Raw genomic sequence first — 22,455 nt, forward strand, 5'->3', positions numbered from 1 at the left:
GGTGTTTCCGGGCCTTTGAAGCATGTTACGGAGCCGCCCTACAGTTTTTTCATGGCAATACAGGACATTTACCCCACGGCGCTGCGGCTTCTGGGCAGGCCGGTGCTGGTGGTTGGCGGCGGTCCCGTCGCGGAGCGCCGGGCCAAAGGACTGCTCGACGCCGGTGCAGTAGTCACCGTGGTCGCTCCGGTTGCCACCGATAACCTTCGCGGGCTATCCGACGCCGGCCTGCTCACCTGGGAGCGCCGCGAGTACCGCACGGAGGACCTCGACGGCGTCTGGTTCGTCCAGACCGCCACCGGCACTTCCGCCGTGGACACCCAAGTGGCTGCCGACGCCGAGGCGCAGCGGTTGTGGTGCGTCAACGCCTCCGACCATGAAGCCTCAGCGGCGTGGACGCCCGCGGTCGCCGTCGTCGACGATGTCAAAATCGCCATCAACGCCGGCGGAGATCCGCGCCGCGCCATGGCCCTCCGCAACGCCGTGGCAACGGCCCTCGAAACGGGGGACCTGCCGCTGAGGCGCCACCGCACGCCGGACGCTTCCGGAACCACAGGATCGGTCGCACTCGTCGGCGGGGGTCCGGGCGACTCCGGGCTCATCACGGTCCGCGGCCGGCGCTTGCTGGGCCAGGCCGACGTCGTGGTTGCCGATCGTCTTGGCCCGCGCGAGTTGCTCAACGAACTCGCCCCTGACGTCCGCGTCATTGAGGTGGGTAAAACTCCTGGACACCACCCCGTGCCTCAACTGGAGATCAACCGCATCCTCGTGGACGAAGCCTTGCAGGGCAAACGGGTGGTCCGCCTCAAAGGCGGGGACCCGTATGTCTTGGGGCGCGGCGGGGAGGAAGCGGAGTTCTGCCGCCAGAACGGCGTCGAGGTTGAAGTTGTGCCCGGCGTGACGTCGGCAATCTCGGTTCCCGCTGCCGCCGGCATTCCAGTGACGCACCGCGGGTTGGCCAAAGGCTTCAGCGTGGTGACCGGCCATGAGGAGCTGTCCGAAGTCCCCGCCCGGCCCGATCACACTGTGGTGTTGCTCATGGGGGTGGCTCAATTGCGTGATTCTGCGGCTTCCTTGGCTGGCTCGGGTCTGCCTTTGGACACTCCAGTAGGTATCGTTGAGAACGGGTATTTGCCGAATCAGCGCGTCACTATCGGTACGCTGGGGAGCATCGCGGATCAGGCCGAAGCCATCGGTGTGGCCAATCCAGCGGTCATCGTGATCGGCGACGTCGTCCGTGTCAGCCCCTTTGCGCCGCAGCATTTCAAGACCGCTGATTACAGCACCATCACCCCTAATCGTCCCCGCGTCCGCACTAACTGAACAGAAGAAGGAACACAGCCGTGTCAATTAGCACTCCCGTAGGTTCTGCGGACCGTCCGCTTCGCGTCGCCGTCATCGGCTCCGGCCCGGCCGGTGTGTACGCCGCGGACATCCTGACCAAGAGCGAGGCCGTCAAGAGCGGCGAACTCAATGTCAGCATCGACCTTTTTGACCGCTACCCAGCACCCTACGGCCTCATCCGCTACGGCGTGGCACCGGATCACCCCCGCATCAAGGGCATCGTGAACGCGCTGCACAAGGTGCTGGACCGCGGCGACATCCGCTTCTTCGGCAACGTCGACTACGGCACGGACATCTCCATCGAGGACCTCCGTAAGCACTACGACGCCGTCATCTTCGCCACCGGCGCCATCAAGGACGCGGACCTGAATATCCCGGGTATCGAGCTTGAGGGTTCCTTCGGCGGCGCGGACTTTGTTTCCTGGTACGACGGCCACCCTGATGTCTCCCGCGAATGGCCCTTGGATGCCAAGGAAATCGCGGTTCTTGGTAACGGCAACGTGGCGCTGGACGTAGCCCGCGTCCTTTCCAAGCACGCAGACGACCTCCTGGTCACCGAAATCCCGGACAACGTCTACGCCGGCCTGAAGAACTCCCCGGTCACCGACGTTCACGTCTTTGGCCGCCGCGGGCCGGCCCAGGTCAAGTTCACTCCGTTGGAACTGCGCGAGCTCTCGCACTCCAAGGACGTTGACATCATTCTGTACGCCGAAGACTTCGAATTCGACGAAGAGTCGGACCGCCAGATCCAGACCAACAACCAGACCAAGACCATGGTTGGCACGCTCACCAACTGGATCGCCGAGCAGCCCGAGGACCTCTCCGAGCTCACGGCTTCCCGCCGCCTGCACCTGCACTTCCTGCACAGCCCGGTTGAAATTGTCGATTCCCCGGAGACCCCGGGGAAGGTGGCAGGCATCAAGTTTGAGCGCACCGAGTTGGACGGAACCGGCAATGCCCGTGGCACGGGCGAGTTCATCGATTACCCCGTCCAGGCCGTCTACCGCGCCATCGGCTACTTCGGCTCGGCCCTGCCGGACGTGGAGTTCGACCACAAGAAGGGCGTTGTTACCAACGACGGCGGCCGTATCCTCGACGCCGACGGAAACCACGTCCCCGGGCTCTACGCCACTGGGTGGATCAAGCGTGGTCCGGTGGGCCTCATCGGGCACACCAAGGGCGATGCCCTCGAAACAGTCACGTACCTTCTGGAGGACCGGGAGAACCTGCCGACTGCGGAAGTTCCCGCGGCAGACGCCGTCGTGGATCTTCTTGACGCGCGCGGCGTGAAGTTCACCAGTTGGGAAGGCTGGCTTGCGCTGGACGCCCATGAACTCGCACTCGGCGCAGCGGCCACGGAGGCCGGCGGATCCCACGGTGTTGAGGTTAAGCGGGAACGCATCAAGGTTGTGCCGCGCGAGGACATGGTCACCATCTCCCGTGACGGAGTAGCCGCGGAGGTCTAAATCCCTGCCTGAATTCCGCTGTAACCGTTGCCCGACCACATCTGTGGTCGGGCGATGGCGTTAAGGTCGGGCGACGGCGTTAAAGCGGCCCGCACGTGCCACGGCGCTGCGAACGGTTAGAGAACGTTGTGTCCTTGGTCCACGCTGTAGTCCAGGTTCTTATAGACGCTGCGGACGGCGGCCTCGGGGTCACGGGCTTCCAGAGCTTCAATCAGCTCGTCATGTCCTGCCCGGGGGAGGCCGTTGAAGCCGTCTTCGCGCTGACTGCGCAGCAGGTCGTTGTGGAAGACCCCGCCAAATGATGCGTACAGCTGATGCAGCAGGGGGTTCCCGGAGGCCGAAGCCACCCGTTCGTGGAAATCCCAGTCGGCCCGCGCCCACGCCGGGTAGTCTCCCTTTTCCCACGCATCGCGCCGGAGGGCCAGGAACCTGCGCATCTCAGCAAGGTCCTCTGCGGTGGCATGCTTGGTGGCAAGCCGCGCGGCTTGGGTGTCAAGGCCGAGGCGCACTTCCACCACGTGTTCTTGCGTGTGCTCTGCGTACATCCGTTGCGCTGCACCGGACATTTCGCTGTTGGAACGGACATACGTGCCATCGCCGCGCCGGACCTCGAGCATCCCGGAGTGGGCCAGGGCCTTAATGGCCTCCCGGAGGGTTCCGCGCGACACACCCAGGGTCGCCATCAGCTCGGGCTCCGCCGGGATCCGCTCCTGGAGCGGCCACTGACCTGTTGTGATCATGTCCCGGAGTTTGGCGGTGATCTCCTCGGCCAGCGCCGGCCGATGTGAAGGTGTCAGGGTCATGCTGTCCTCGGTCCCGTTTTGGTGGCGGTGCGCTTGCTCGTAAGCAGGTGGCCGGTAATCATTAGCGCCACAGCAACGATGGAAAGCAACGCCAAGGGCAAGACCCAACTGCCAGTGGCACTGTGGAGCAAGCCCATGCCGAACGGGCCAATTGCGGCGATCAAGTACCCCACGGATTGGGCGACGGTGGAGAGCGCGGTGGTTTCCGCCGTCGACCGGCCGCTGCGGCTGATGATCACCAGGACCAGCGGGAAGATGCCCAGACCGAAACCAAAGAGTACCGCCGGAATGACGGCCAAGGACGTGGGCAGCCAGATCGTGGCACCGATGGCCACAAGCGTGGCGCTGCTCGCGAGGTAGAGCGTGGGCCGAAGCATGCCGCGCCGGGAACCGAGCGCGAGGAGGATCATGCCGGCGGCCACGGAGACCAACTGCATAATGCCGAACTGCAATCCGCTGTCGGAAGCGCTGAGACCTTCGGAGGTCAGGATGTAGGCGAACCAGCTCATGACGGCGTAGGCAAGGAACGCTTGCAGCGTGAAGATGGCAGTGATCAGCAGGCCGAGGCGTGTGCGCAGCAGCGGCCACATGGAAACGCGTGCGGCGTCGGCCTTGCTCGCGTGGCGGTGCGAGTGAAGGACAACGGGGAAGAAACCAAGGAGCGCTGCGACGCCGAGGACACCCCATGCAGCCAAGCCCAGGGACGGCGTACCGAGTTGCTGCGCCAAGGGAACGCTGACCGCCGCGGCGAACGTTGCGCCGCCGGACATGGCGAACGTGTAGAGCCCTGTCATCATGGAGGTTCGCTCCGCGTAGTGCTCCCGGATGAAGGACGGCATGGCGACGTTGCACACAGCCAGACCGGACATTCCGAGCACGGTGCCGCCCAACAAAGCGCCAGTTGCCGGGACGCCGCGCACCAACAGGCCGCCGGCGAGCAACACCAGGGCAATAAAGATCGCCTTTTCGACTCCAACCCGGCGGGTCAACCATGCTGTTCCCATCCCGGCCACCGCAAAGCAGAGCAACGGAATGGAGGGCAAGATCGATGCCACCAACGCCCCGTAGCCCAGGTTCTGCTGCAAGTCGTGGAACAGTGCCGCCGCGCTGGTGATGCCGGCACGTAGGTTCAGGCCGATCAACACCACGGCAATGATGCCCACCACGACGACGACACGTGGCTTGGGTGCCACGCCCTGCTTGCCGCCCGAAACGGGAGTCAGGGAGGGGCTTTCGGTGTTGGGGGTACGGGGAGTCGACACAGCCATAGCTAAAGGTTAGACGTTTGACGTCTAATGTTCGTGGTTCTGTGGTGGATCTCTCGCCGTCCCCGCAGCCCTACGGGGCTACCGCGGCTGCCGCGAACCCAATCTCTGCACCGCCAGGGCAAGCCAGAGCTGCACCCGATCCTGGGTCTGGGAGGGGTCGTAACCGGTCAGCTCGGTGATCTGCGCCAAGCGGTATCTGACTGTGTTGCGGTGCAGCGTCAAGGCATCGGCGACGGCGGCGACCGAACCGTTGTTGTTGAGATAGCTTTCCAGTGTGGTTACCAGTTCCGCTCCGTGCGCGGCGTCGAATTTCCGCAGCGGAGTGAGCGACTCGCTGGCCATGTCGGCCAGCGGAACGTCCTCACTGGCCAGCAACAACGAGGTCAGGCTCAGCCGCTCCGGTTCGTTGACCGGCAAGCCGTGCGCCACGGCGTCGCGCGCTTCAAAGTAGCTCCAGCGCAAGCCATTTGGCTTGGTGTACGCCCCGCCGATGCCGATGACCGCATGTATTCCGGCCTCTTGAAGGTGATCGCTGAGCCCCTTGGCCAAGGCAGTCGCCGAGCTTCCATCGTCCGGGATAACCGTCACCAAGTCTTTCCCGACGACGGCGCTGACGCCCGCGTCCAGCGCTTGGGGGAGGGAAATGCTGATCAGTTGTTTGGTGTGCGCGGAGGACTCAGCGACCAGTACCACGTTCTTTCGGGTGCTGTTGATTCCCACCCCCGCCAAGCGCCGGGCAGCTTCGATCGTCTCCAGGGTGCCATGAATGACGTCGTCCAAAACCTGGCCGGCCATGGCGCGCTGGGCCTGGCGTTGCTTGACCATGTTGTTCAGCTCCACGCTGATGAGGTTTTGCGCATAACTGACGATTCCGGAGTCCACGAAGGGCTGGCGCAACCAGAGCGTGCAGGCGTCCCTCCGGCCTGTGGGGATGGGGTAGGAGGCCCAGCCGTCCGCCGTCGGAGCCGGCTTGCCGGCCACGCTGTTGTAGAGCTGTGCGCTGAACTGGGTGAGCACAACATCGGTCCGCAGCATGCTTCCGAGCTGCTTGAGGAGTTCGTTGAGGCCACCGCCGGTCAGAAGCGAGCGGGCCAGGATCTGGTGCCCGGCGAGGAGCCGCTCCAGGTTGGAGTAGTGATCGGCTGAGTGGGATTCGGCCACCAGCTTGCCGATGGCAATGAACGGGGTCTCATACGGCACCTCCACCAAGGGCAGGCCCCAACGGTTTGCCTCCGCGATGAGGGCGTCCGGGACGGACTCGTGCGTCAAGCCAATGCCGAAGCCGATGCCGACGGCCCCCGCGCGTTGGGCCTGCCGGACGAACCGACGCTGATCGGCAGCGCTCTTGAGGCGCAACCCAGTGGTGAGGACCAATTCCCCACCGCTCAGGAAGCGCTGCGGATCTTCCAACTCAGTCACTGCTACCCAGCTGATGTCCTGGTCCCAGGTGGTCTCCGCGCTCCCTGCTCGGCGGAGTTTCAGGGACGGGACAGCGACGAGCGAAGCGAGGGACATGGCCATGGTGAAAGGATAACCCGGCGTTGGTCAAGCGCACTAAGGCGAGCCCGGGGGAGTGTGCAGCTGACTATTCCTTGGACCCCTCGCCTGGCATAGGCTCTGATCAGCTAAATCCAGTCTCCAGGCTCCGAAAGAGGGTTGCACACCGTGGTTCAAACCTTGCAAAACTTCATCAACGGCGAATTTGTCACGCCGACGGGCACGAATCTCATGGACATCGTGAACCCGGCCACCGGGGAAACCGTTGCCAAGTCGCCCATTTCGGTGCAGGCCGACGTCGACGCTGCCATGTCCGCGGCCAAGGAAGCCTTCAAGACGTGGAAGAAAGTGACCCCCGGGCAGCGCCAGCTGATGCTCCTTAAGCTCGCCGACGCCGTCGAGGCCAACAGCGAGGAACTGGTCGAAGCCCAGCACCGCAACACCGGACAGGTCCGCTCCCTCATCGCATCCGAGGAAGTTGCTGCCGGTGCTGACCAGCTCCGCTTCTTCGCCGGTGCCGCGCGCATCATGGAAGGCAAGTCGGCCGGCGAATACTTCGAGGGCCACACCTCCTACGTGCGCCGCGAACCGATCGGCGTGGTGGCACAGGTTGCACCGTGGAACTACCCGTTCCTCATGGCCATCTGGAAGATCGGCCCTGCCTTGGCCGCGGGAAACACCGTGGTCCTGAAGCCGTCCGACACCACTCCCGAATCCACGTTGGTGCTGGCCCGCCTCGCCGGTGAGATCTTCCCCGCCGGTGTCCTGAACGTCGTCCTCGGTACGGGTGAAACCGGTGCCATGATGGTGGACCACAAAGTCCCCGGCCTGGTATCCATCACCGGGTCCGTCCGCGCAGGCATCGCCGTCGCCACTGGTGCTGCCAAGGGCCTCAAGCGTGCTCACCTTGAATTGGGCGGCAAGGCGCCGGCCATCGTGTTCAAGGATGCCGACATCAAGAAGAGCGCGGCAGCCATCGCCGAGTTTGCCTTCTTCAACGCAGGCCAGGACTGCACTGCCATCACCCGTGTGCTGATCCAGGACGAGATCCACGATGACATGGTGGCGGCCATGGTGGAGCACACCAAGACCCTGCAGACCGGCTCGCAGAATGACGAAGACAACTACTTCGGCCCGCTCAACAACATCAACCACTTCAACGCGGTGACGTCCGTGGTGGAGAACCTTCCGGAAAACTGCAAGATCGAGACCGGCGGACACCGCGCTGGCGAGAAGGGCTTCTTCTTCGAGCCCACTATCGTCTCCGGCGCCAAGCAGACCGATGACATCGTGCAGATGGAAACCTTTGGCCCGGTCATCACCGTCCAGAAGTTCAGCACCGAGGCCGAAGCGCTGGAGATGGCAAACGACGTCGAGTACGCCCTTGCATCCAGCGTGTGGACAACCGACCACGGCACCGCCATGCGCATGAGCCGCGATCTGGACTTCGGTGCGGTCTGGATCAACACCCACATCCTGCTGACGGCTGAGATGCCGCACGGCGGCTTCAAACAGTCCGGCTACGGCAAGGACCTCTCCATGTACGGCGTTGAGGACTACACGCGCATCAAGCACGTGATGTCTGCGCTCGATGCATAACGCGATTGCATAACGCAGCCGCGTAACCGTACGAAATTCCCAGAAAGGCAACCTCATGACTACTACCGCGAACGAACTCTCGTACCGCATCGAGCAGAAGCGCAACATCAACGGCGCTTTCCCCGGGCCCAAGTCGCAGGCACTGGCCGAGCGCCGCTCCGCCGTCGTTGCGGCCGGCGTCGCCTCCGGCGTCCCGGTCTACGTTGAAGACGCCGACGGCGGCATCATCCGCGACGTCGACGGCAACTCCTTCATCGACCTCGGTTCCGGCATCGCCGTGACCAGCGTCGGCGCGTCCGATCCCGCCGTCGTCGCCGCTGTCCAGGAAGCCGCCGCGCACTTCACGCACACTTGCTTCATGGTGACTCCGTACGAGGGCTACGTCGCCGTCGCCGAGCAGCTCAACCGCCTCACCCCGGGCGACCACGCCAAGCGCACTGTGCTGTTCAACTCCGGTGCCGAAGCTGTTGAGAACGCCGTCAAGGTGGCACGCTTGGCCACCGGCCGCGACGCCGTCGTAGCTTTCGACCACGCCTACCACGGCCGCACCAACCTGACCATGGCGCTGACCGCCAAGGCCATGCCGTACAAGACCAACTTCGGCCCGTTCGCGCCCGAGGTCTACCGCATGCCCATGAGCTACCCGTTCCGTGAAGAGAACCCGGAAATCACCGGTGCCGAGGCCGCCAAGCGCGCCATCACCATGATCGAGAAGCAGATCGGTGGCGACCAGGTAGCCGCGATCATCATCGAACCGATCCAGGGCGAGGGCGGATTCATCGTCCCGGCCGAAGGCTTCCTCCCGGCACTGGCCGCTTGGGCCAAGGAAAAGGGCATCGTCTTCATTGCTGACGAAGTCCAGTCCGGCTTCTGCCGCACCGGCGAATGGTTTGCCGTTGACCACGAAGGTGTTGTCCCGGACATCATCACCATGGCCAAGGGCATCGCCGGCGGCCTCCCGCTGTCCGCGATCACCGGCCGCGCAGACCTGCTCGACGCCGTTCACCCGGGCGGCCTGGGCGGCACCTACGGTGGCAACCCGGTTGCTTGTGCTGCAGCCATCGCCGCAATTGGCACCATGGAACAGCATGACCTCAACGGCCGTGCACGCCACATCGAAGAGCTGGCCCTGGGCAAGCTCCGCGAACTGGCCTCTGAAGTTTCGGCGGTTGGCGATGTCCGCGGCCGTGGCGCCATGCTGGCCATCGAACTCGTCCAGCCCGGCTCCAAGGAACCGAACGCCGAGCTCACCAAGGCAGTAGCCGCCGCGTGTCTCAAGGAAGGCGTCATCATCCTGACCTGTGGCACCTACGGCAACGTGATCCGCTTGCTCCCGCCGCTGGTGATCAGCGACGAGCTGCTCATCGACGGCCTCGAAGTTCTCGCTGCGGCCATCAAGGCCAACGCGTAAGCTGCACCACCCAAGAGGAGGGCCGGGGATTCCCCGGCCCTCCTCTTTTTAACCCGGTCTAAACCGGGCCCGATTCACACGGGGCCCGATTCAAACCGGGCGCAGCCTAGGCGCGGGCCTGTTTCTTGAGTACCGAGTTTTTCCGGGTCATCCGAAGCATGTCGATGGTCAGCAGGACCAAGGCCAGCCACACCACGCCAAAGCCGGTCCAGCGTGCCGGCGTCATGGTTTCGTTGAACACCGTCAGCGCCACAATGAACTGAAGGATCGGTGCAAAATACTGGAGCAACCCGATGGTGGTCATCGGGAGCCGCCTGGCAGAGGCGCCGAAGAACAACAGAGGCACTGCGGTGATGACGCCCGATGCCAGGAGCAGCCAGAAGTGTCCCGGGCCCATCGTTGTGAGCGTCGAGGCACCGGAGCTTCCCAGAACCACCATGGTGACGGCCGCGAAGGGCGCGAGAACCACGGTCTCCACCGACAGGCTGGTCAGTGCGTCCACCTTGGGACCGACGCGCTTTTTGACGAAGCCATACAAGCCGAAGCTGAAAGCAAGCACCAAGGCAATCCACGGCAACTGCCCATAAGAAAAGGTCAGGACGCCCACGGCCAGGAATCCGATCCCGACGGCGGCCCACTGCAAGGGCCGCAGCTTCTCCTTCAGGACGAAGACGCCGAGCAGCACGGACACCAGCGGGTTGATGAAATAGCCCAAGGACGTTTCAACGGCGTGCCCGGTAGTGACTCCGAAGGTATATGTCAGCCAGTTGATGGCAATCAGCACGGCGGCCACTGCAAGGGGGCCAAACACGGAGCGGTCCCGGAGCGCGTTACCCAAAGCCTTCCAGGCCCGCGTGACGGTGATCAGAAGTGCGCAGAAAATCAGCGACCAAACAACGCGGTTGGCCACGATCTCAAGGGCTCCGGCGGGCTGAAGGATGAAGAAATAGAGGGGAAGGAGTCCCCACAGGCCGTACGCACCGATGCCGAACAGGATCCCCGCCCTCGACTCGCTACGCACGGGTTTGCCGAAGGTACCGGCACCGCCAGCTTTGCCCGCCGTCCCCGGGCGGGCACCCGGCGTCGTGGGTTGCGTGGTGGAAGGTGGGCTGGAAGCTATCTGATCCGGTGTAGACACACTGTCGGCAACAGAGCCGGACCGCGCAATATTCCGCAATGTAACAGGGCTGTTGATGAAATGTCGTGACTCTTGCCATATAAGCGGCCCGGTGCGGAGCAGACCCCTAGAATTGGAGTCTGCACGCCCCTACGGCGGCGTGGCTCACTGCTTCGGAAGGGCTAACGGTGTCCAACTCAACCGATAACACTCCCCAACGGCCGCTTCGCGTCGCGATCATCGGTGCGGGCCCCGCCGGTGTCTATGCGGCGGACATCTTGACCAAGTCCGCGGAGGTCAAAGAAGGCCGCGTGGAGGTCAGCATCGACCTCTTCGAGGCTTATCCCGCACCGTATGGCTTGATCCGGTATGGTGTTGCGCCTGACCATCCGCGCATCAAGGGCATCGTTAACGCACTGCACAAAGTGCTGGACCGCGGCGATATCAGGTTCCTGGGCAATGTCACATATGGCCGGGACCTCACCCTCCATGACTTCCGTTCTTTCTATGACGCAGTGATCTTCTCCACCGGTGCCATCAAGGACGCAGACCTGAAGATTCCCGGCGTCGAGCTTGATGGATCTTTTGGTGGAGCGGATTTTGTGTCGTGGTACGACGGCCATCCGGACGTTCCCCGGGATTGGCCACTGGATGCCAAGGAAGTTGCGGTCATCGGCAATGGCAACGTGGCCTTGGACGTAGCCCGCATGCTGGTCAAGCATCCTGAAGAGTTGCTTGTCACGGAGATTCCGGACAACGTCTACGCCGGGCTCAAGAAGTCCCCGGTCACCGACGTCCACGTCTTTGGCCGTCGAGGTCCCGCGCAGGTTAAGTTCACGCCTTTGGAGCTGCGCGAGCTTTCGCACTGCAAGGACGTGGACATCGTGTTGTACCCGGAGGACTTCGAGTTCGACGACGCCTCCGACGAAGCGATACGCACCAACAACCAGATCAAGACCATGGTCAACACCATGACCAACTGGCTTGTGGAGGAGCACACGGAGTCAGAGCAGCCGTCCTCCCGCCGCCTGCACCTGCACTTCCTGCACAGCCCCGCTGAAATCGTGGACTCGCCGGAGACACCGGGAAAGGTGGCGGGCATCAAGTTCGAGCGCATGCAGTTGGATGGCACCGGAAACGTCAAGGGCACGGGGGAGTTCATCGAATACCCGGTCCAGTCCGTGTACCGCGCCATTGGCTACCACGGTTCGCCGCTGGAAGAGCTTGAATACGATACCCGCCGTGGCGTCATACCGAACGACGGCGGCCGCGTCCTGGATGCCGACGGAAACCACATGCCCGGCATCTATGCCACTGGCTGGATCAAACGCGGGCCCGTGGGCCTGATCGGGCATACCAAGGGTGATGCCTTGGAGACTGTTGGGTTTCTGTTGGAAGACCGGCTGAATCTGCCACCCGCCCAGAACCCCGACCCCCAGGCGATCATCGATCTTTTGGATGATCGCGGGATCGAGTACACCACCTGGGAGGGCTGGAACCGGCTCGATGCCCACGAAACCGCCTTGGGTGCTTCCTGGTCGGCTTCGGATGAAAACCCGGACGGCGTGGTTCGTGAGCGCATCAAGGTTGTTCCACGTGAGGACATGATCAGAATTTCGCGTGGCTGACAATCTCCCTGTAACGAACTAGACTCCTCGGTACTGTGCCGCGCACCACCTGCGCGGCGCACTACGGGAGTTCCATGAAGAATTCAGTCCATCCTGCAGTTGCCGGTAGCGATGCCGGGAAGCTGTTGCAAAAGCGTGCCTTGGCCGGGCACGAACACTTGGACATTCTGCGGTCCGACTCCGCGACCGAGATCTCCGGCCTGCGCCGATTGGTCCGCGAATCCTGGCAGCGTTCGGCCAGCCTGAAGGCCAATCCAGACCTCGCCGAAGCACCCCTCGCCATGGACAGAGATGAGCTGGAGCAGTACCGCCAGGACCATCCGTTGGCTGCCATCATGCCGGTCATCAGGAAACTCCTGGTCCAGCCCAGCCATGACAGCGGCCTTTTGGTGGCGGTGGGCGACGACGTTGGCCGGCTCCTATGGGTGGACGGTGACCCGGTGATGCAGCGGCGCGCAGAAGGGATGATGTTCGTCGCCGGCTCCGACTGGTCAGAGGCATCCGTTGGGACCAGCGCGCCCGGTACGGCCCTTGCCCTGGACCGCAGCATCCAGATCGCCGGCGCGGAACACTTCAAGAGGTCTGCCCATGCCTGGAGCTGCACCGCCGTGCCCTTCCATGACCCCGATTCCGGAGCGGTGCTAGGTGTTGTGGACATCACCGGTACCGACATCGCCGTGGCACCACACACGGTCTCCTTAGTGGAGGCAACTGTTGCTGCAGCCCAAGCGCAGCTTCGAATCGAACGCCTGCAGCGTGCCGCGGCTGTTCGGGACAGGCCGCGTCGCCGCAGCGCGCTGCCGACTCCGAACCAGGCCTTGTATCGGAACAGCCTCCAGTTGCTCGGACGGGACCAAGCCCTGCTCAGCATTGCGGGCCGGACTGTTTCCCTGTCGGCACGGCACAGCGAGCTCCTGGCCATCCTTTCCAGCCACCCTGACGGTCTCAGCGCAGAGGACTTGTGCGCCGAGCTCTATCCGGGTGGCGGATCCCCGGCAACACTTCGCGCCGAGATGGTACGTCTGCGCAAGGTCCTCCAAGAGCTCAGCCCGGATGCCGTTCCCGAGTCACGGCCTTACCGGCTGCCCGTCGAGTTGCTTCCTGACTCCGGGCAAGTGCTGAACTGCCTCCAGCGCGGCGCGCACCGCATCGCCTTGGAGATCTACAAAGGTGCTGTCCTGCCGCGTTCGGAGGCGCCCGGCGTCGTGCACTTGCGCGAGCGCCTCTCCCACGTGCTGCGTGAAGCGCTGCTCAGTGACGGTAGCGTCGATTCGCTCCTCAAGTACGCTGAACTGCCTGAGGCGAAGTACGACGTCGACGTCCGCCTTGCCGTCCTCAGGCTGCTGCCGCCGCGCTCGCCACGCCGCGCCGCCGTCGTCATTGACCTCGAACGCATCGACAGTGAGCTGGCTCACAAGGTTGCAACGTAGCTGCAACGTAGCGGCTCCTAGGCTCGGATCAACGGCGACAGCCACCGTGATTCGCAGCAAAGGAGCTAGCAATGACCGTTTACGCCCGGCCAGGTGCCGAGGGTTCGAAGGTTACCTTCAAGGACCGGTACGAGAACTGGATTGGCGGCGAGTGGGTTGCCCCGGTCAAGGGCGCCTACTTTGAGAACATCACCCCGGTGACAGGCAAGGCTTTCTGCGAGGTTGCCCGCGGAACGTCCGAGGACATCGAACTGGCCCTGGACGCCGCCCACAAAGTTGCGCCTTCTTGGGGGAAGACGTCGGCCACCGAACGCGCGGCCATTCTCAACAAGATTGCCGACCGTATCGACGAGAACGTGGAGATGCTCGCCGTTGCGGAAACGTGGGACAACGGCAAGCCCATCCGTGAAACGCTCAATGCCGACATCCCCTTGGCCGCCGACCACTTCCGCTACTTCGCCGCAGCCGTTCGTGCCCAGGAAGGCCACCTTTCCCAGCTCGACGAGGACACCACGGCGTACCACTTCAAGGAACCCTTGGGCGTGGTGGGCCAGATCATTCCGTGGAACTTTCCCATCCTCATGGCTGTGTGGAAGCTGGCTCCGGCCCTGGCAGCCGGCAACGCGGTGGTGCTCAAGCCGGCCGAGCAGACGCCGTCGTCCATCCTGGTCCTGATGGAACTGATCAGCGATCTTCTGCCTGCGGGCGTGGTGAACGTCGTCAATGGCTTCGGGGTTGAAGCCGGAAAGCCGTTGGCTTCCAGCCCGCGCATCCGCAAGATCGCTTTCACGGGCGAGACCACTACAGGCCGCCTCATCAGCCAATATGCATCCAACAACCTCATTCCTGTCACCTTGGAACTGGGCGGTAAGAGCCCCAACATCTTCTTTGACGACGTCGCAGCCCGGGACGATGCCTTCTACGACAAAGCCCAGGAAGGCTTCACGCTCTTCGCCTTCAACCAAGGTGAGGTGTGCACCTGCCCCTCCCGCGCGCTGGTCCAAGAGGGAATTTACGATTCGTTCATGGCCGACGTCATCGCCCGGACGCAGAAAATCATCCAAGGCAACCCGCTGGACACTGACACGCAGGTGGGTGCCCAGGCGTCCAACGACCAGCTCGAGAAGATCCTCTCCTACATCGACATCGGAAAGCAGGAAGGCGCCAAGATCCTCACAGGCGGCGCGCGGGCCGAACTCTCCGGTGAACTGGGCGAGGGCTACTACGTCCAGCCCACCATCTTCGAAGGCCACAACCGGATGCGCATCTTCCAGGAAGAGATTTTTGGTCCGGTGGTGTCCGTTACTAAATTCAGCGATTACAACGACGCCATCGGTATCGCCAACGACACCCTGTACGGGCTTGGCGCAGGTGTTTGGTCGCGCGACGGAAACGTCGCTTACAGGGCCGGACGGGAAATCCAGGCCGGCCGCGTGTGGATCAACAACGACCACGCCTACCCGGCCGGCGCTGCCTTCGGCGGATACAAATCCTCGGGCATCGGCCGTGAAAACCACGCCATGATGCTGGACCACTACCAGCAGACCAAGAACCTCCTGGTCAGCTACAACGAGAACAAGCTCGGCTTCTTCTAGGAGTCGGTCACCAGGGAAGGTTCACCATGAACAACCCCAGCCTGGACGCTGCGGTGACGTTGCCCGGGGAGGATTTCTCCCGGGTGGCGCTCACCGCGGCGGCCGTGGAGCTCCTGCGTAAACTGTGGCTCCAGCACGGGCCACTGATGTTCCATCAGTCCGGGGGCTGTTGCGACGGCTCGTCCCCGATGTGCTTTCCCGCCGGGGAATTCCTGACCGGGGACTCCGATGTCCTCCTCGGAAGGTTCGACGTCGGATCGGTTCAGGAACCGCAGCCGCTGGAATTCTGGATGTCCAAGGAACAATTCGCCTATTGGTCGCACACCCACCTCACCGTGGACGTGGTCCCTGGCAGGGGAAGCGGGTTTTCGGTGGAAGCCCCCGAGGGCAAACGGTTCCTCATCAGGTCTACCCTGATGGATTGGAAAGTCCCGGGGATGTGACGAGGGGCCGTGACGTGCAACCGTGAGTCGGCTATTGGGTATCGGCTATCCGGGCGTCTCAGTATCTGGAATAACTGGGGCCGTCCATTGGCCGGACACTATTCTTGATGAGTCCATTACCAGCCTCCTCCAGAATGTGGCACCTTCATGAACATTTTCAGGACCAAGTCGATCGAGCAATCGATCGCCGACGCCGATGAGCCCGGGCGTAAGCTCAAGCGCAGCCTCAGTACCTGGGACTTGATGATTATGGGCGTGGCCGTTGCGGTTGGCGCCGGGATCTTCTCCGTTGGGGCCAAAGCCGCAGCGAACTTTGCCGGTCCGGCCGTCACGATCTCCTTTGCCATCGCTGCTGTTACGTGTGCCCTGGCCATCATGTGTTACGCGGAATTCGCCACGGCGATCCCAGTGGCCGGGTCGGCGTACGTGTTCACCTACGCCACCATGGGTGAGGTGCTCGCGTGGATCATCGGCTGGAACCTCATCCTGGAACTGTTTACCGCCGCGGCAGTGATCGCCAAATATTGGGGGATCTACCTCAGCAAGGTTTTTGCCTTGATGGGTGTTGACGTTCCGCCGGCGTTGAACGTCGGCGGCGTCGACCTCTACTGGGGTGCGTTCCTCATCGTCGCAATCTTTACCGTCTTGCTGGTCCTGGGGACTAAGTTGTCCGCACGCGTGGGCAATGTCTTCACGATCATCAAGATCGCCGTGGTGCTCTTTGTGATCATCGTGGGTTTCAGCTACGTCAAGTTCTCCAACTTCACGCCCTTCGTTCCCGCCTCCCAGCCGACCGCCGGAGCTGGTGCAGGCGACGTGATGAAGCAGTCCTTCTTTGGTTTCCTCACTGGTGCGGTCCCGGCCCAATACGGAACCTTAGGCATCTTTGCTGGTGCTGCGCTGGTGTTCTTCGCGTTCATCGGCTTCGACGTCGTGGCCACTTCCGCCGAGGAAGTCAAGAATCCGCAGAAGACCTTGCCGCGAGGGATCTTCAGCGGCTTGGCTGTGGTCACCCTGCTCTACATTCTGGTCTCACTTGCCCTCACCGGCATGGTTTCCTACGCCCAGCTGGCCCAGGAAAAGAACCCCACCCTGACTACGGCATTCGAGGCCGTAGGTAACACCGATGCGGCCAAGGTCATCGCTTTTGGTTCGTTGATCGGCCTGACCACGGTGATCATGGTGCTTCTCATGGGCCTCTCACGTGTTGTCCTGGCAATGAGCCGGGACGGATTGTTGCCCCGCGCCCTTTCGAAGACCAGCGCCAAACGATCCACCCCCGCACGCCTGCAAATCATTTGCGGCGGTGCCGTTGCCTTGGTGGCCGGGCTGACGAACGTGGATCTGTTGGAAGAAATGATCAACATCGGGACACTGTCTGCGTTCGTGATGGTCAGCCTTGGCATCCTTGTCCTCCGCAAAAAGCGTCCCGACCTCAAGCCCGCGTTCAGGGTTCCCTTGGGTAAGGTGCTCCCTTGGGTTTCTGCGGTCCTGTGCGTGTACCTGATGACCAACCTCGCCGTAGAGACGTGGATCTTCTTCGCTATCTGGTTGGTCATTGGCATCGTCATCTACTTCTCCTACGGACAACGCCATTCGCGGCTCAATGAGAAGTTCGCCTCTGCGAAGGCCGCCGTCAACACCCCTGCGGGCGAGGACGAAACACACCGCGGAACGTCGGAAGGCAGCTATACCAAGGTCTGACATTGGCAGGGCTGTCTTGTCAGACAGCTGACTGGTATGTGCCCCATGGAGCGCCCGGAGAGAATGGTTCCGGGCGCTCTTGTGTCGGTGCTGCCACGTGGCCGTGGCGGGTCCCGATCTTCAAGGTTGGTAGAAGCGCCGTCCTCCCGGGAACCCCGCAATGATGTCTTCGGCAACACTCTGAAGTTTTTGGTGGTTACTCCGGGATCTCCCGAGGAGTACCGACCGGGCCTCGGCGCGAGTGCAATTGTTTCGGGACATGATCATCCGGCTGGCGAGTTCGATAGGTGCCTGCCGGGCCAAGGCGGCGTACAGGTCCTTGTCATTCCCGCCAGAGGTCGGCATGCGAAGGGTGAGGCGTAGTGCTGGGCCCGCGCTCTCGGCAAACCCGGTTGCGTCCCTGATAGCCTGCCCTGTGAAGACCCCTGTCCTGTCGGCGAAGAAGTGCAGAGCTGCGGACGCGTCTTTCCCAACACCCAAGGGAACGATTAAGACGTTCCGAATGTGGGCGGAGGCAAGGCTTTTGGTGTAGTCCGGCCAACGCTGGTCCAGGCTCGTGTCGGCAATAACGATGAGGCGGGACGTTTCCGTGGCTTCCAGGGCGGGCCCGTTACCCCACACGTATGCCAGCCCTCCCTGCCAGAGTGCGTCGTTGCTGCTTCCGACAATACTTACAGGACCCCCGGGCCGCCACAGAATCAGGGCGCACTGTACTGGCGCGCCTGTGGCTCGGCTCATCAGTGTGGCCGCATAGCGTGTCATTCCGTCAAGGAAGCTTCTGACGTCCTCGCTGCCGGCTATGAGCTGGCGAAGACGTTGCTGGTCCTCTTCGCGATCACCCACATTTCCATCATAGGAGCAGACGCTCAAGGATCGAAGGGCTCCCTGTAAGGAAGGGACCCCTGCAAGGCAGGGACGCCTGTAAAGGTTTGCGCTGCTCGGAAGCACGCGGGACGGGCCGCCTTCCGGAGCCCGGGTTTCATGAGGGGTTTTCGCTTGATGAATTTTGCTCTTGGTGCGTCTCGGGAGGTTTACCGCTGTAGGGCGCCATCCGCCGCGGTGGGAGCTCTTTGATGAGTTCATTGACCGCGTGGGAGATGAGGTCACGTTCGTGGGCGGGCAGCTCTAATGATCCGTTGAGGTAGGCGTCGATTTCGTACTCGCCGGCTTCTCCAGTGAAGCTGAAGTACCGCATCCAGACAGCGTTGAGCCGGAGACCGGCTTCTTCCATAGCCCGGCGGGTTGCTGGTGCTTGTCCGTTTGGTTCATCGAACGACTCCACAGGTTCTCCTACTGGTTGGTCATTCCGTTGACGATCTCCCGGGCTATCTCGTGCAAGGGCTTGTCTCCGCCTTTGGAGGCGGAGAGCATGACGGTCAGGGTTTCCCTGGCCGTGAGCTTCATCCGTTCCATGAGCACACCCTGAGCCCGCGAGATCAAGTCGCGGTTGGACAAGGCTTCTACCAGTTGTGAGCTCATCCGCTCCGTGGCTTCCCTGTCCCGGGCGTTGCCGAGCATCACAGCCGCGGGGGTGGCGAGCCGTTCGATGAGGAATACCGAGTGATCATCGAAGGCGTTGGGAGCCGACGAGTAGACCTTGATCGCACCAATGCGCCTTCCTTCGGTTGTCAGCGGGGCGCTGAGCACGGACCGCAGCGGAAGACCGGTGATCCGGGCCGTCCACTCCGGCCAGCGGGTCTCCCTCGTGATGTCCTGGATGAGGATAGGGCGTTGCTCTGCCCACGCGCTCAGGCATGGGCCTATCCCGAGCATGTACTGAAGCTTGTCGGCCTGTAGTACTACCGAGTCCGTTGCGCCTGCGCTTTCACGGCGTCCGCGGGCGTTGATGATTGACGCGCCAGCACCTGTTGCGCTGGGGTACCGAGTCCTTGAGGACGTACGCGAGGGATTGCACGGCTTTAGCGGCGTTCTCCTCCGTGAGGGAACCACCTGCTGCTGGTCCTGCCAAGGCAGTAAGTTCACTTGCCAGTGGAAGGAAATCGTTCATTGCTTTCTCGCCTCTATAGTGCCAAGGACTGCCCTGGCTGCCGCGGAACCTGATGACCTGACGTGCTGCAGCCACCCGAAGCGGCCCTCGTGTGTGCCTGTTCTACCCAAAAATAGAAAAGACAAACATCCACGACAGCCCGCGCGATTGCTGCGCCCGAGTTGATTTCGGTCAACCGTCCGCAGAGTCACGCAGAGCATGCGCCTACAGGTCCCACTTACGATCCTAGTCCTGGCCCGCACCGATGGATCCTCCATCACCGAGCGATCGCACATCGCTGACACATTGGGATCAGAATCACGGTCTTAGAACCGCCACGATCTTTAGACCCACAGTCTTTCTGACCCACAGTCTTGCTGGCTGTCCGTCACGGTGCGGCATGAACGCTGACCCATTGCACCAAGGGCTTGAGCGCTTCCCAACGAGCGGCGACGTGTTCCACCGCAGCGTCCGTCGAGACCCAGGCAGGCTCTCCCAGATGCTCTCGGGCAGATAGCGTCTTATGTTTGAGCAGCTCACCCCGGGGGTGGTCTTTGTCGAAACCGCGGGGAACGGTTTTGAGTTTTTCGCCCTCGACGGTAAACCCGGCGGAGGTCACGGAGTCCATGATGCGCTCCAACTCCAAGCCGCTGTCCGGAGCGTCAACTGCAGCCCTGAAGCGCGCCAGTTGGGCTGGTGTGTGGGAATGGTATCCGCCGCCCACCAACAGACCGTCAGCGCTGACTTGGAGGTAATAGCCCACGCCCTCCTGGATCGCAGCGAAAGCTCCCTGGGCCGTCTTGTACGGAGACTTGTCCTGCGAGAACCTGACGTCCCTATTGGGACGGAAAATTTTGGCTGGCCCGAACTCCGGCTCCAACTCCGCAAGAAGAGCTGCCAGCGGACCCCGCACGCAGTCGTCGTACGTCTTTTTGTGTTCCAACCACCACTCGCGGTTGTTGTTCTCTTCAAGCTCGGCGTAGAAGCGGAATGCAGCGGTGGGGATGCCCTCGAATGTGCTCATGAGAAGATCCTATGGATCGGGGCCGAGCGACAACCATAGGCCGCTAAGGCTATGTGGAAAAAGAAAAGGGACACCCCGCCACGGAGATCCGTGACGGGGTGTCCCAAGAAGCCGTAGAGCTTAGAGCTTGTTGGCTGCTTCAGCGTCTGACGTGGTCTGGCCGGCACCGAGGTTGGCGCGCAGCTTGGCACCGAGTTCGGCGTCGACGTTGGTCCAGTACTGGATAGCGCGTTCCTTGATAACGGCGCTCTTCACGCCACCGACGGCACCGGTGATCGTGTCGAGGAAGCGGGCCTTGGCAGCTTCATCGTAGACCTCGCGGTACAAGGTTCCGGCCTGGCCGAAGTCGTCGTCCTCAGCGTGCAGGGTGTGAGCGGAGAGGGTCAGTTCTCCATCATTCTCCCAGCCACCGGCGGGGGAGAGGGGCTCCACCGCTGCAGGTCCACCGACTGAGTTCGGTGCGTACACCGGAGTGGTGGGAGCGTTGAACAGGTAGCGTCCCTGGCCGTCCTGGCTGTAGTTGTGCACAGCGTTCTTTGGCTGGTTCACCGGGATCTGTGCGTGGTTGGTGCCCACGCGGTAACGGTGCGCGTCCGCGTAGGAGAAGATGCGGGCCTGCAGCATCTTGTCCGGTGAAGCCGCGATCCCCGGGACGAAGTTCGACGGCGCGAAGGTGGCCTGCTCGATCTGCGCGAAGTAGTTCTCCGGGTTCTTGTTCAGTTCCATGGTGCCCACGTGGATCAGCGGGTAGTCCGAGTGCGGCCACACCTTGGTGAGGTCGAACGGGTTGAAGCGGTACGTCTTGGCGTCCTCATACGGCATCACCTGGACGTGCAGTTCCCACGAGGGGAAGTTGCCGGCGTCGATGTTTTCCTGAAGGTCGCGGATGTAGAAGTCTGCATCCGAGCCGGCAAGTGCTTCTGCCTGGTCTCCGGTCATGGAGTCCACGCCCTGGTTGGACTTGAAGTGGTACTTGACCCAGAAACGCTCGCCGGCCGCGTTGATCCACTGGTAAGTGTGCGAGCCGTAGCCCTGCATTTCACGCCAGGAAGCCGGAAGGCCGCGGTCACCCATGAGCCAGGTCACCTGGTGCGCCGACTCCGGGGAGAGCGTCCAGAAGTCCCACTGCATATCGGCGTCGCGCAGGTGGCTGCCCGGGAGGCGCTTCTGGGAGTGGATGAAGTCCGGGAACTTGATGCCGTCGCGGATGAAGAACACCGGGGTGTTGTTGCCGACGAGGTCGTAGTTGCCCTCTGAGGTGTAGAACTTCACCGCGAAACCGCGAGGGTCGCGCCACGTGTCCGGGGAGCCGTTTTCGCCTGCGACGGAGGAGAAACGGATCAGCATATCCGTCTCGACGCCGGGCTGCAGGAAGGCCGCCTTGGTGTATGCGGAAACGTCCGAGGTGGTTTTGAACGTGCCGAAAGCTCCGCCGCCCTTGGCGTGAACTACGCGCTCCGGGACCCGCTCGCGGTTGAACTGGGCGAGCTTTTCCACAAGGTAGTGGTCAGTCAGGATGATGGCACCGTCAGCGCCGACGGACTTCGAGTGAGCGTCCGAGGTGACGGGGGCACCGGACTGGGTGGTCGACTGAACGGGCGTGATATTCGCGGTCATCGTTCTCCTTTTTTCTATTTCTTGGTTACGTGAGGTTTACGGGAAGCTGTTGTTTGGACTGGCAGTCCTGGCAGATGCCTTGGTAGAGGACATCTGCGATCCGGATGGTCATGGGCTTGGAGTTCCCACTCCAATGCGGCGTGAGGCACGGTGCGTGCCCCACCGCGCAATCGACGTCTTCAACACGGCCGCAACTGGTACAGACGGCGTGGTGGTGGTTGTCGCCCACGCGGGTTTCATAGAGTGCGGGGGAGTGCGGTGGCTCGAACCGGCGCAGCATCTCAAGGTCAGTCAGGTCGCTGAGGACCACATAGACGGACTGGGCCGTTAGTTCGGGAAGCTCCTGGCGGGCGGCCGCGAGTATTCCTTCGGCGGGAGAGTGCGGGTGGTGCTGGACTGCTGCAAGCACAGCCAGGCGCTGTTTGGTGACTCGCCGGCCGTGGGCACGCAGCTCAGCGGCCCATGTTTCCTGTTCGGCTGTGAGTGCGGTCATGCATTCATTGAAACACTTATTATTAGGAG

20 protein-coding genes are annotated in these 22,455 nt (G+C 62.6%); 9 read left to right on the forward strand and 11 right to left on the reverse strand.

Annotation, left to right across the window (positions count from 1 at the left end):
* Positions 1–51: 51 nt before the first annotated feature.
* A complete protein-coding gene (gene cobA, locus QRN42_RS16630; RefSeq protein ID WP_284980235.1) occupies positions 52–1,323 on the forward strand; it encodes a uroporphyrinogen-III C-methyltransferase in 1,272 nt (423 codons plus the stop codon).
* Between the two features lie 20 nt (positions 1,324–1,343).
* On the forward strand, positions 1,344–2,810 hold the full coding sequence (locus QRN42_RS16635; RefSeq protein ID WP_284980236.1) for an FAD-dependent oxidoreductase: 1,467 nt from the start codon (positions 1,344–1,346) through the stop codon (positions 2,808–2,810).
* A 116-nt stretch (positions 2,811–2,926) separates the two neighbouring features.
* On the opposite strand, the gene QRN42_RS16640 is transcribed toward QRN42_RS16635, so the two are convergent.
* The 3 genes from QRN42_RS16640 to QRN42_RS16650 form a co-directional block, all read right to left on the reverse strand.
* Positions 2,927–3,613: a FadR/GntR family transcriptional regulator gene (locus tag QRN42_RS16640; protein WP_284980237.1), complete on the reverse strand. Its 687-nt coding sequence runs from the start codon at positions 3,611–3,613 to the stop codon at positions 2,927–2,929.
* Positions 3,610–4,881, reverse strand: a complete 1,272-nt coding sequence (locus QRN42_RS16645; protein ID WP_284980238.1) for an MFS transporter — start codon at positions 4,879–4,881, stop codon at positions 3,610–3,612. The genes QRN42_RS16640 and QRN42_RS16645 overlap by 4 nt, the downstream gene beginning before the upstream one ends.
* A 78-nt stretch (positions 4,882–4,959) precedes the next feature.
* A complete protein-coding gene (locus tag QRN42_RS16650) occupies positions 4,960–6,402 on the reverse strand; it encodes a PucR family transcriptional regulator (RefSeq protein ID WP_284980239.1) in 1,443 nt (480 codons plus the stop codon).
* Positions 6,403–6,546: 144 nt separating this feature from the next.
* Here QRN42_RS16650 and QRN42_RS16655 point away from each other — a divergent pair, with 144 nt between their 5' ends.
* Together QRN42_RS16655 and gabT are read left to right on the forward strand one after the other, a co-directional pair.
* Positions 6,547–7,977 (forward strand): gamma-aminobutyraldehyde dehydrogenase, encoded by a 1,431-nt coding sequence (locus QRN42_RS16655; RefSeq protein ID WP_284975435.1) that lies wholly within the window; start codon positions 6,547–6,549, stop codon positions 7,975–7,977.
* Between the two features lie 55 nt (positions 7,978–8,032).
* Positions 8,033–9,388, forward strand: a complete 1,356-nt coding sequence (gene gabT / locus QRN42_RS16660) for a 4-aminobutyrate--2-oxoglutarate transaminase (RefSeq protein WP_284980240.1) — start codon at positions 8,033–8,035, stop codon at positions 9,386–9,388.
* A 106-nt stretch (positions 9,389–9,494) separates the two neighbouring features.
* On the opposite strand, the gene rarD is transcribed toward gabT, so the two are convergent.
* The gene (rarD, locus tag QRN42_RS16665; RefSeq protein WP_284980241.1) at positions 9,495–10,565 is read right to left on the reverse strand and encodes an EamA family transporter RarD; all 1,071 of its coding nucleotides are present in this window, start codon (positions 10,563–10,565) and stop codon (positions 9,495–9,497) included.
* 128 nt (positions 10,566–10,693) lie between these two features.
* Here rarD and QRN42_RS16670 point away from each other — a divergent pair, with 128 nt between their 5' ends.
* The 5 genes from QRN42_RS16670 (at position 10,694) to QRN42_RS16690 (ending at position 17,305) form a co-directional block, all read left to right on the forward strand.
* Entirely contained in the window at positions 10,694–12,133 is a 1,440-nt protein-coding gene (locus QRN42_RS16670; protein WP_284980242.1) for an FAD-dependent oxidoreductase, read from the forward strand.
* A gap of 74 nt (positions 12,134–12,207) precedes the next feature.
* Positions 12,208–13,563, forward strand: a complete 1,356-nt coding sequence (locus QRN42_RS16675; RefSeq protein ID WP_284980243.1) for a sigma-54-dependent transcriptional regulator family protein — start codon at positions 12,208–12,210, stop codon at positions 13,561–13,563.
* A gap of 71 nt (positions 13,564–13,634) precedes the next feature.
* The gene (gene exaC / locus QRN42_RS16680) at positions 13,635–15,158 is read left to right on the forward strand and encodes an acetaldehyde dehydrogenase ExaC (RefSeq protein WP_284980244.1); all 1,524 of its coding nucleotides are present in this window, start codon (positions 13,635–13,637) and stop codon (positions 15,156–15,158) included.
* A gap of 26 nt (positions 15,159–15,184) precedes the next feature.
* On the forward strand, positions 15,185–15,601 hold the full coding sequence (locus tag QRN42_RS16685) for a DUF779 domain-containing protein (RefSeq protein ID WP_284980245.1): 417 nt from the start codon (positions 15,185–15,187) through the stop codon (positions 15,599–15,601).
* 147 nt (positions 15,602–15,748) lie between these two features.
* A complete protein-coding gene (locus tag QRN42_RS16690) occupies positions 15,749–17,305 on the forward strand; it encodes an amino acid permease (protein WP_284980246.1) in 1,557 nt (518 codons plus the stop codon).
* Between the two features lie 120 nt (positions 17,306–17,425).
* Here QRN42_RS16690 and QRN42_RS16695 read toward each other — a convergent pair whose 3' ends face one another.
* From QRN42_RS16695 to QRN42_RS16725, 7 genes are all read right to left on the reverse strand, one after another.
* Positions 17,426–18,148 carry a GAF and ANTAR domain-containing protein gene (locus QRN42_RS16695; protein WP_284980247.1) on the reverse strand — a complete coding sequence of 241 codons (723 nt, stop codon included), beginning with the start codon at positions 18,146–18,148 and terminating at the stop codon, positions 17,426–17,428.
* Positions 18,149–18,284: 136 nt separating this feature from the next.
* Positions 18,285–18,587 (reverse strand): hypothetical protein, encoded by a 303-nt coding sequence (locus tag QRN42_RS16700; protein WP_284980248.1) that lies wholly within the window; start codon positions 18,585–18,587, stop codon positions 18,285–18,287.
* Positions 18,588–18,595: 8 nt separating this feature from the next.
* Positions 18,596–19,156 carry a GAF and ANTAR domain-containing protein gene (locus QRN42_RS16705; RefSeq protein WP_284980310.1) on the reverse strand — a complete coding sequence of 187 codons (561 nt, stop codon included), beginning with the start codon at positions 19,154–19,156 and terminating at the stop codon, positions 18,596–18,598.
* The gene (locus tag QRN42_RS16710) at positions 19,131–19,313 is read right to left on the reverse strand and encodes a hypothetical protein (RefSeq protein WP_284980312.1); all 183 of its coding nucleotides are present in this window, start codon (positions 19,311–19,313) and stop codon (positions 19,131–19,133) included. The genes QRN42_RS16705 and QRN42_RS16710 overlap by 26 nt, the downstream gene beginning before the upstream one ends.
* A 367-nt stretch (positions 19,314–19,680) precedes the next feature.
* Positions 19,681–20,316 carry a DUF2461 domain-containing protein gene (locus QRN42_RS16715; RefSeq protein ID WP_284980249.1) on the reverse strand — a complete coding sequence of 212 codons (636 nt, stop codon included), beginning with the start codon at positions 20,314–20,316 and terminating at the stop codon, positions 19,681–19,683.
* A gap of 120 nt (positions 20,317–20,436) precedes the next feature.
* Entirely contained in the window at positions 20,437–21,933 is a 1,497-nt protein-coding gene (locus QRN42_RS16720) for a catalase (protein ID WP_284980250.1), read from the reverse strand.
* A gap of 25 nt (positions 21,934–21,958) precedes the next feature.
* Positions 21,959–22,426 (reverse strand): Fur family transcriptional regulator, encoded by a 468-nt coding sequence (locus QRN42_RS16725; protein WP_284975426.1) that lies wholly within the window; start codon positions 22,424–22,426, stop codon positions 21,959–21,961.
* Positions 22,427–22,455 lie beyond the last annotated feature (29 nt).

It is taken from the genome of Arthrobacter sp. fls2-241-R2A-200, assembly GCF_030209745.1.
GTDB lineage: Bacteria > Actinomycetota > Actinomycetes > Actinomycetales > Micrococcaceae > Arthrobacter.

Coding starts and splice junctions, on each gene's coding strand:
- cobA (WP_284980235.1), top strand. CDS start 52: ATGGCAATACAGGACATTTACCCCACGGCGCTGCGGCTTCTGGGCAGG.
- QRN42_RS16640 (WP_284980237.1), bottom strand. CDS start 3,613: ATGACCCTGACACCTTCACATCGGCCGGCGCTGGCCGAGGAGATCACC.
- QRN42_RS16645 (WP_284980238.1), bottom strand. CDS start 4,881: ATGGCTGTGTCGACTCCCCGTACCCCCAACACCGAAAGCCCCTCCCTG.
- QRN42_RS16650 (WP_284980239.1), bottom strand. CDS start 6,402: ATGGCCATGTCCCTCGCTTCGCTCGTCGCTGTCCCGTCCCTGAAACTC.
- gabT (WP_284980240.1), top strand. CDS start 8,033: ATGACTACTACCGCGAACGAACTCTCGTACCGCATCGAGCAGAAGCGC.
- QRN42_RS16675 (WP_284980243.1), top strand. CDS start 12,208: ATGAAGAATTCAGTCCATCCTGCAGTTGCCGGTAGCGATGCCGGGAAG.
- exaC (WP_284980244.1), top strand. CDS start 13,635: ATGACCGTTTACGCCCGGCCAGGTGCCGAGGGTTCGAAGGTTACCTTC.
- QRN42_RS16685 (WP_284980245.1), top strand. CDS start 15,185: ATGAACAACCCCAGCCTGGACGCTGCGGTGACGTTGCCCGGGGAGGAT.
- QRN42_RS16690 (WP_284980246.1), top strand. CDS start 15,749: ATGAACATTTTCAGGACCAAGTCGATCGAGCAATCGATCGCCGACGCC.
- QRN42_RS16710 (WP_284980312.1), bottom strand. CDS start 19,313: ATGAACGATTTCCTTCCACTGGCAAGTGAACTTACTGCCTTGGCAGGA.
- QRN42_RS16715 (WP_284980249.1), bottom strand. CDS start 20,316: ATGAGCACATTCGAGGGCATCCCCACCGCTGCATTCCGCTTCTACGCC.
- QRN42_RS16720 (WP_284980250.1), bottom strand. CDS start 21,933: ATGACCGCGAATATCACGCCCGTTCAGTCGACCACCCAGTCCGGTGCC.
- QRN42_RS16725 (WP_284975426.1), bottom strand. CDS start 22,426: ATGACCGCACTCACAGCCGAACAGGAAACATGGGCCGCTGAGCTGCGT.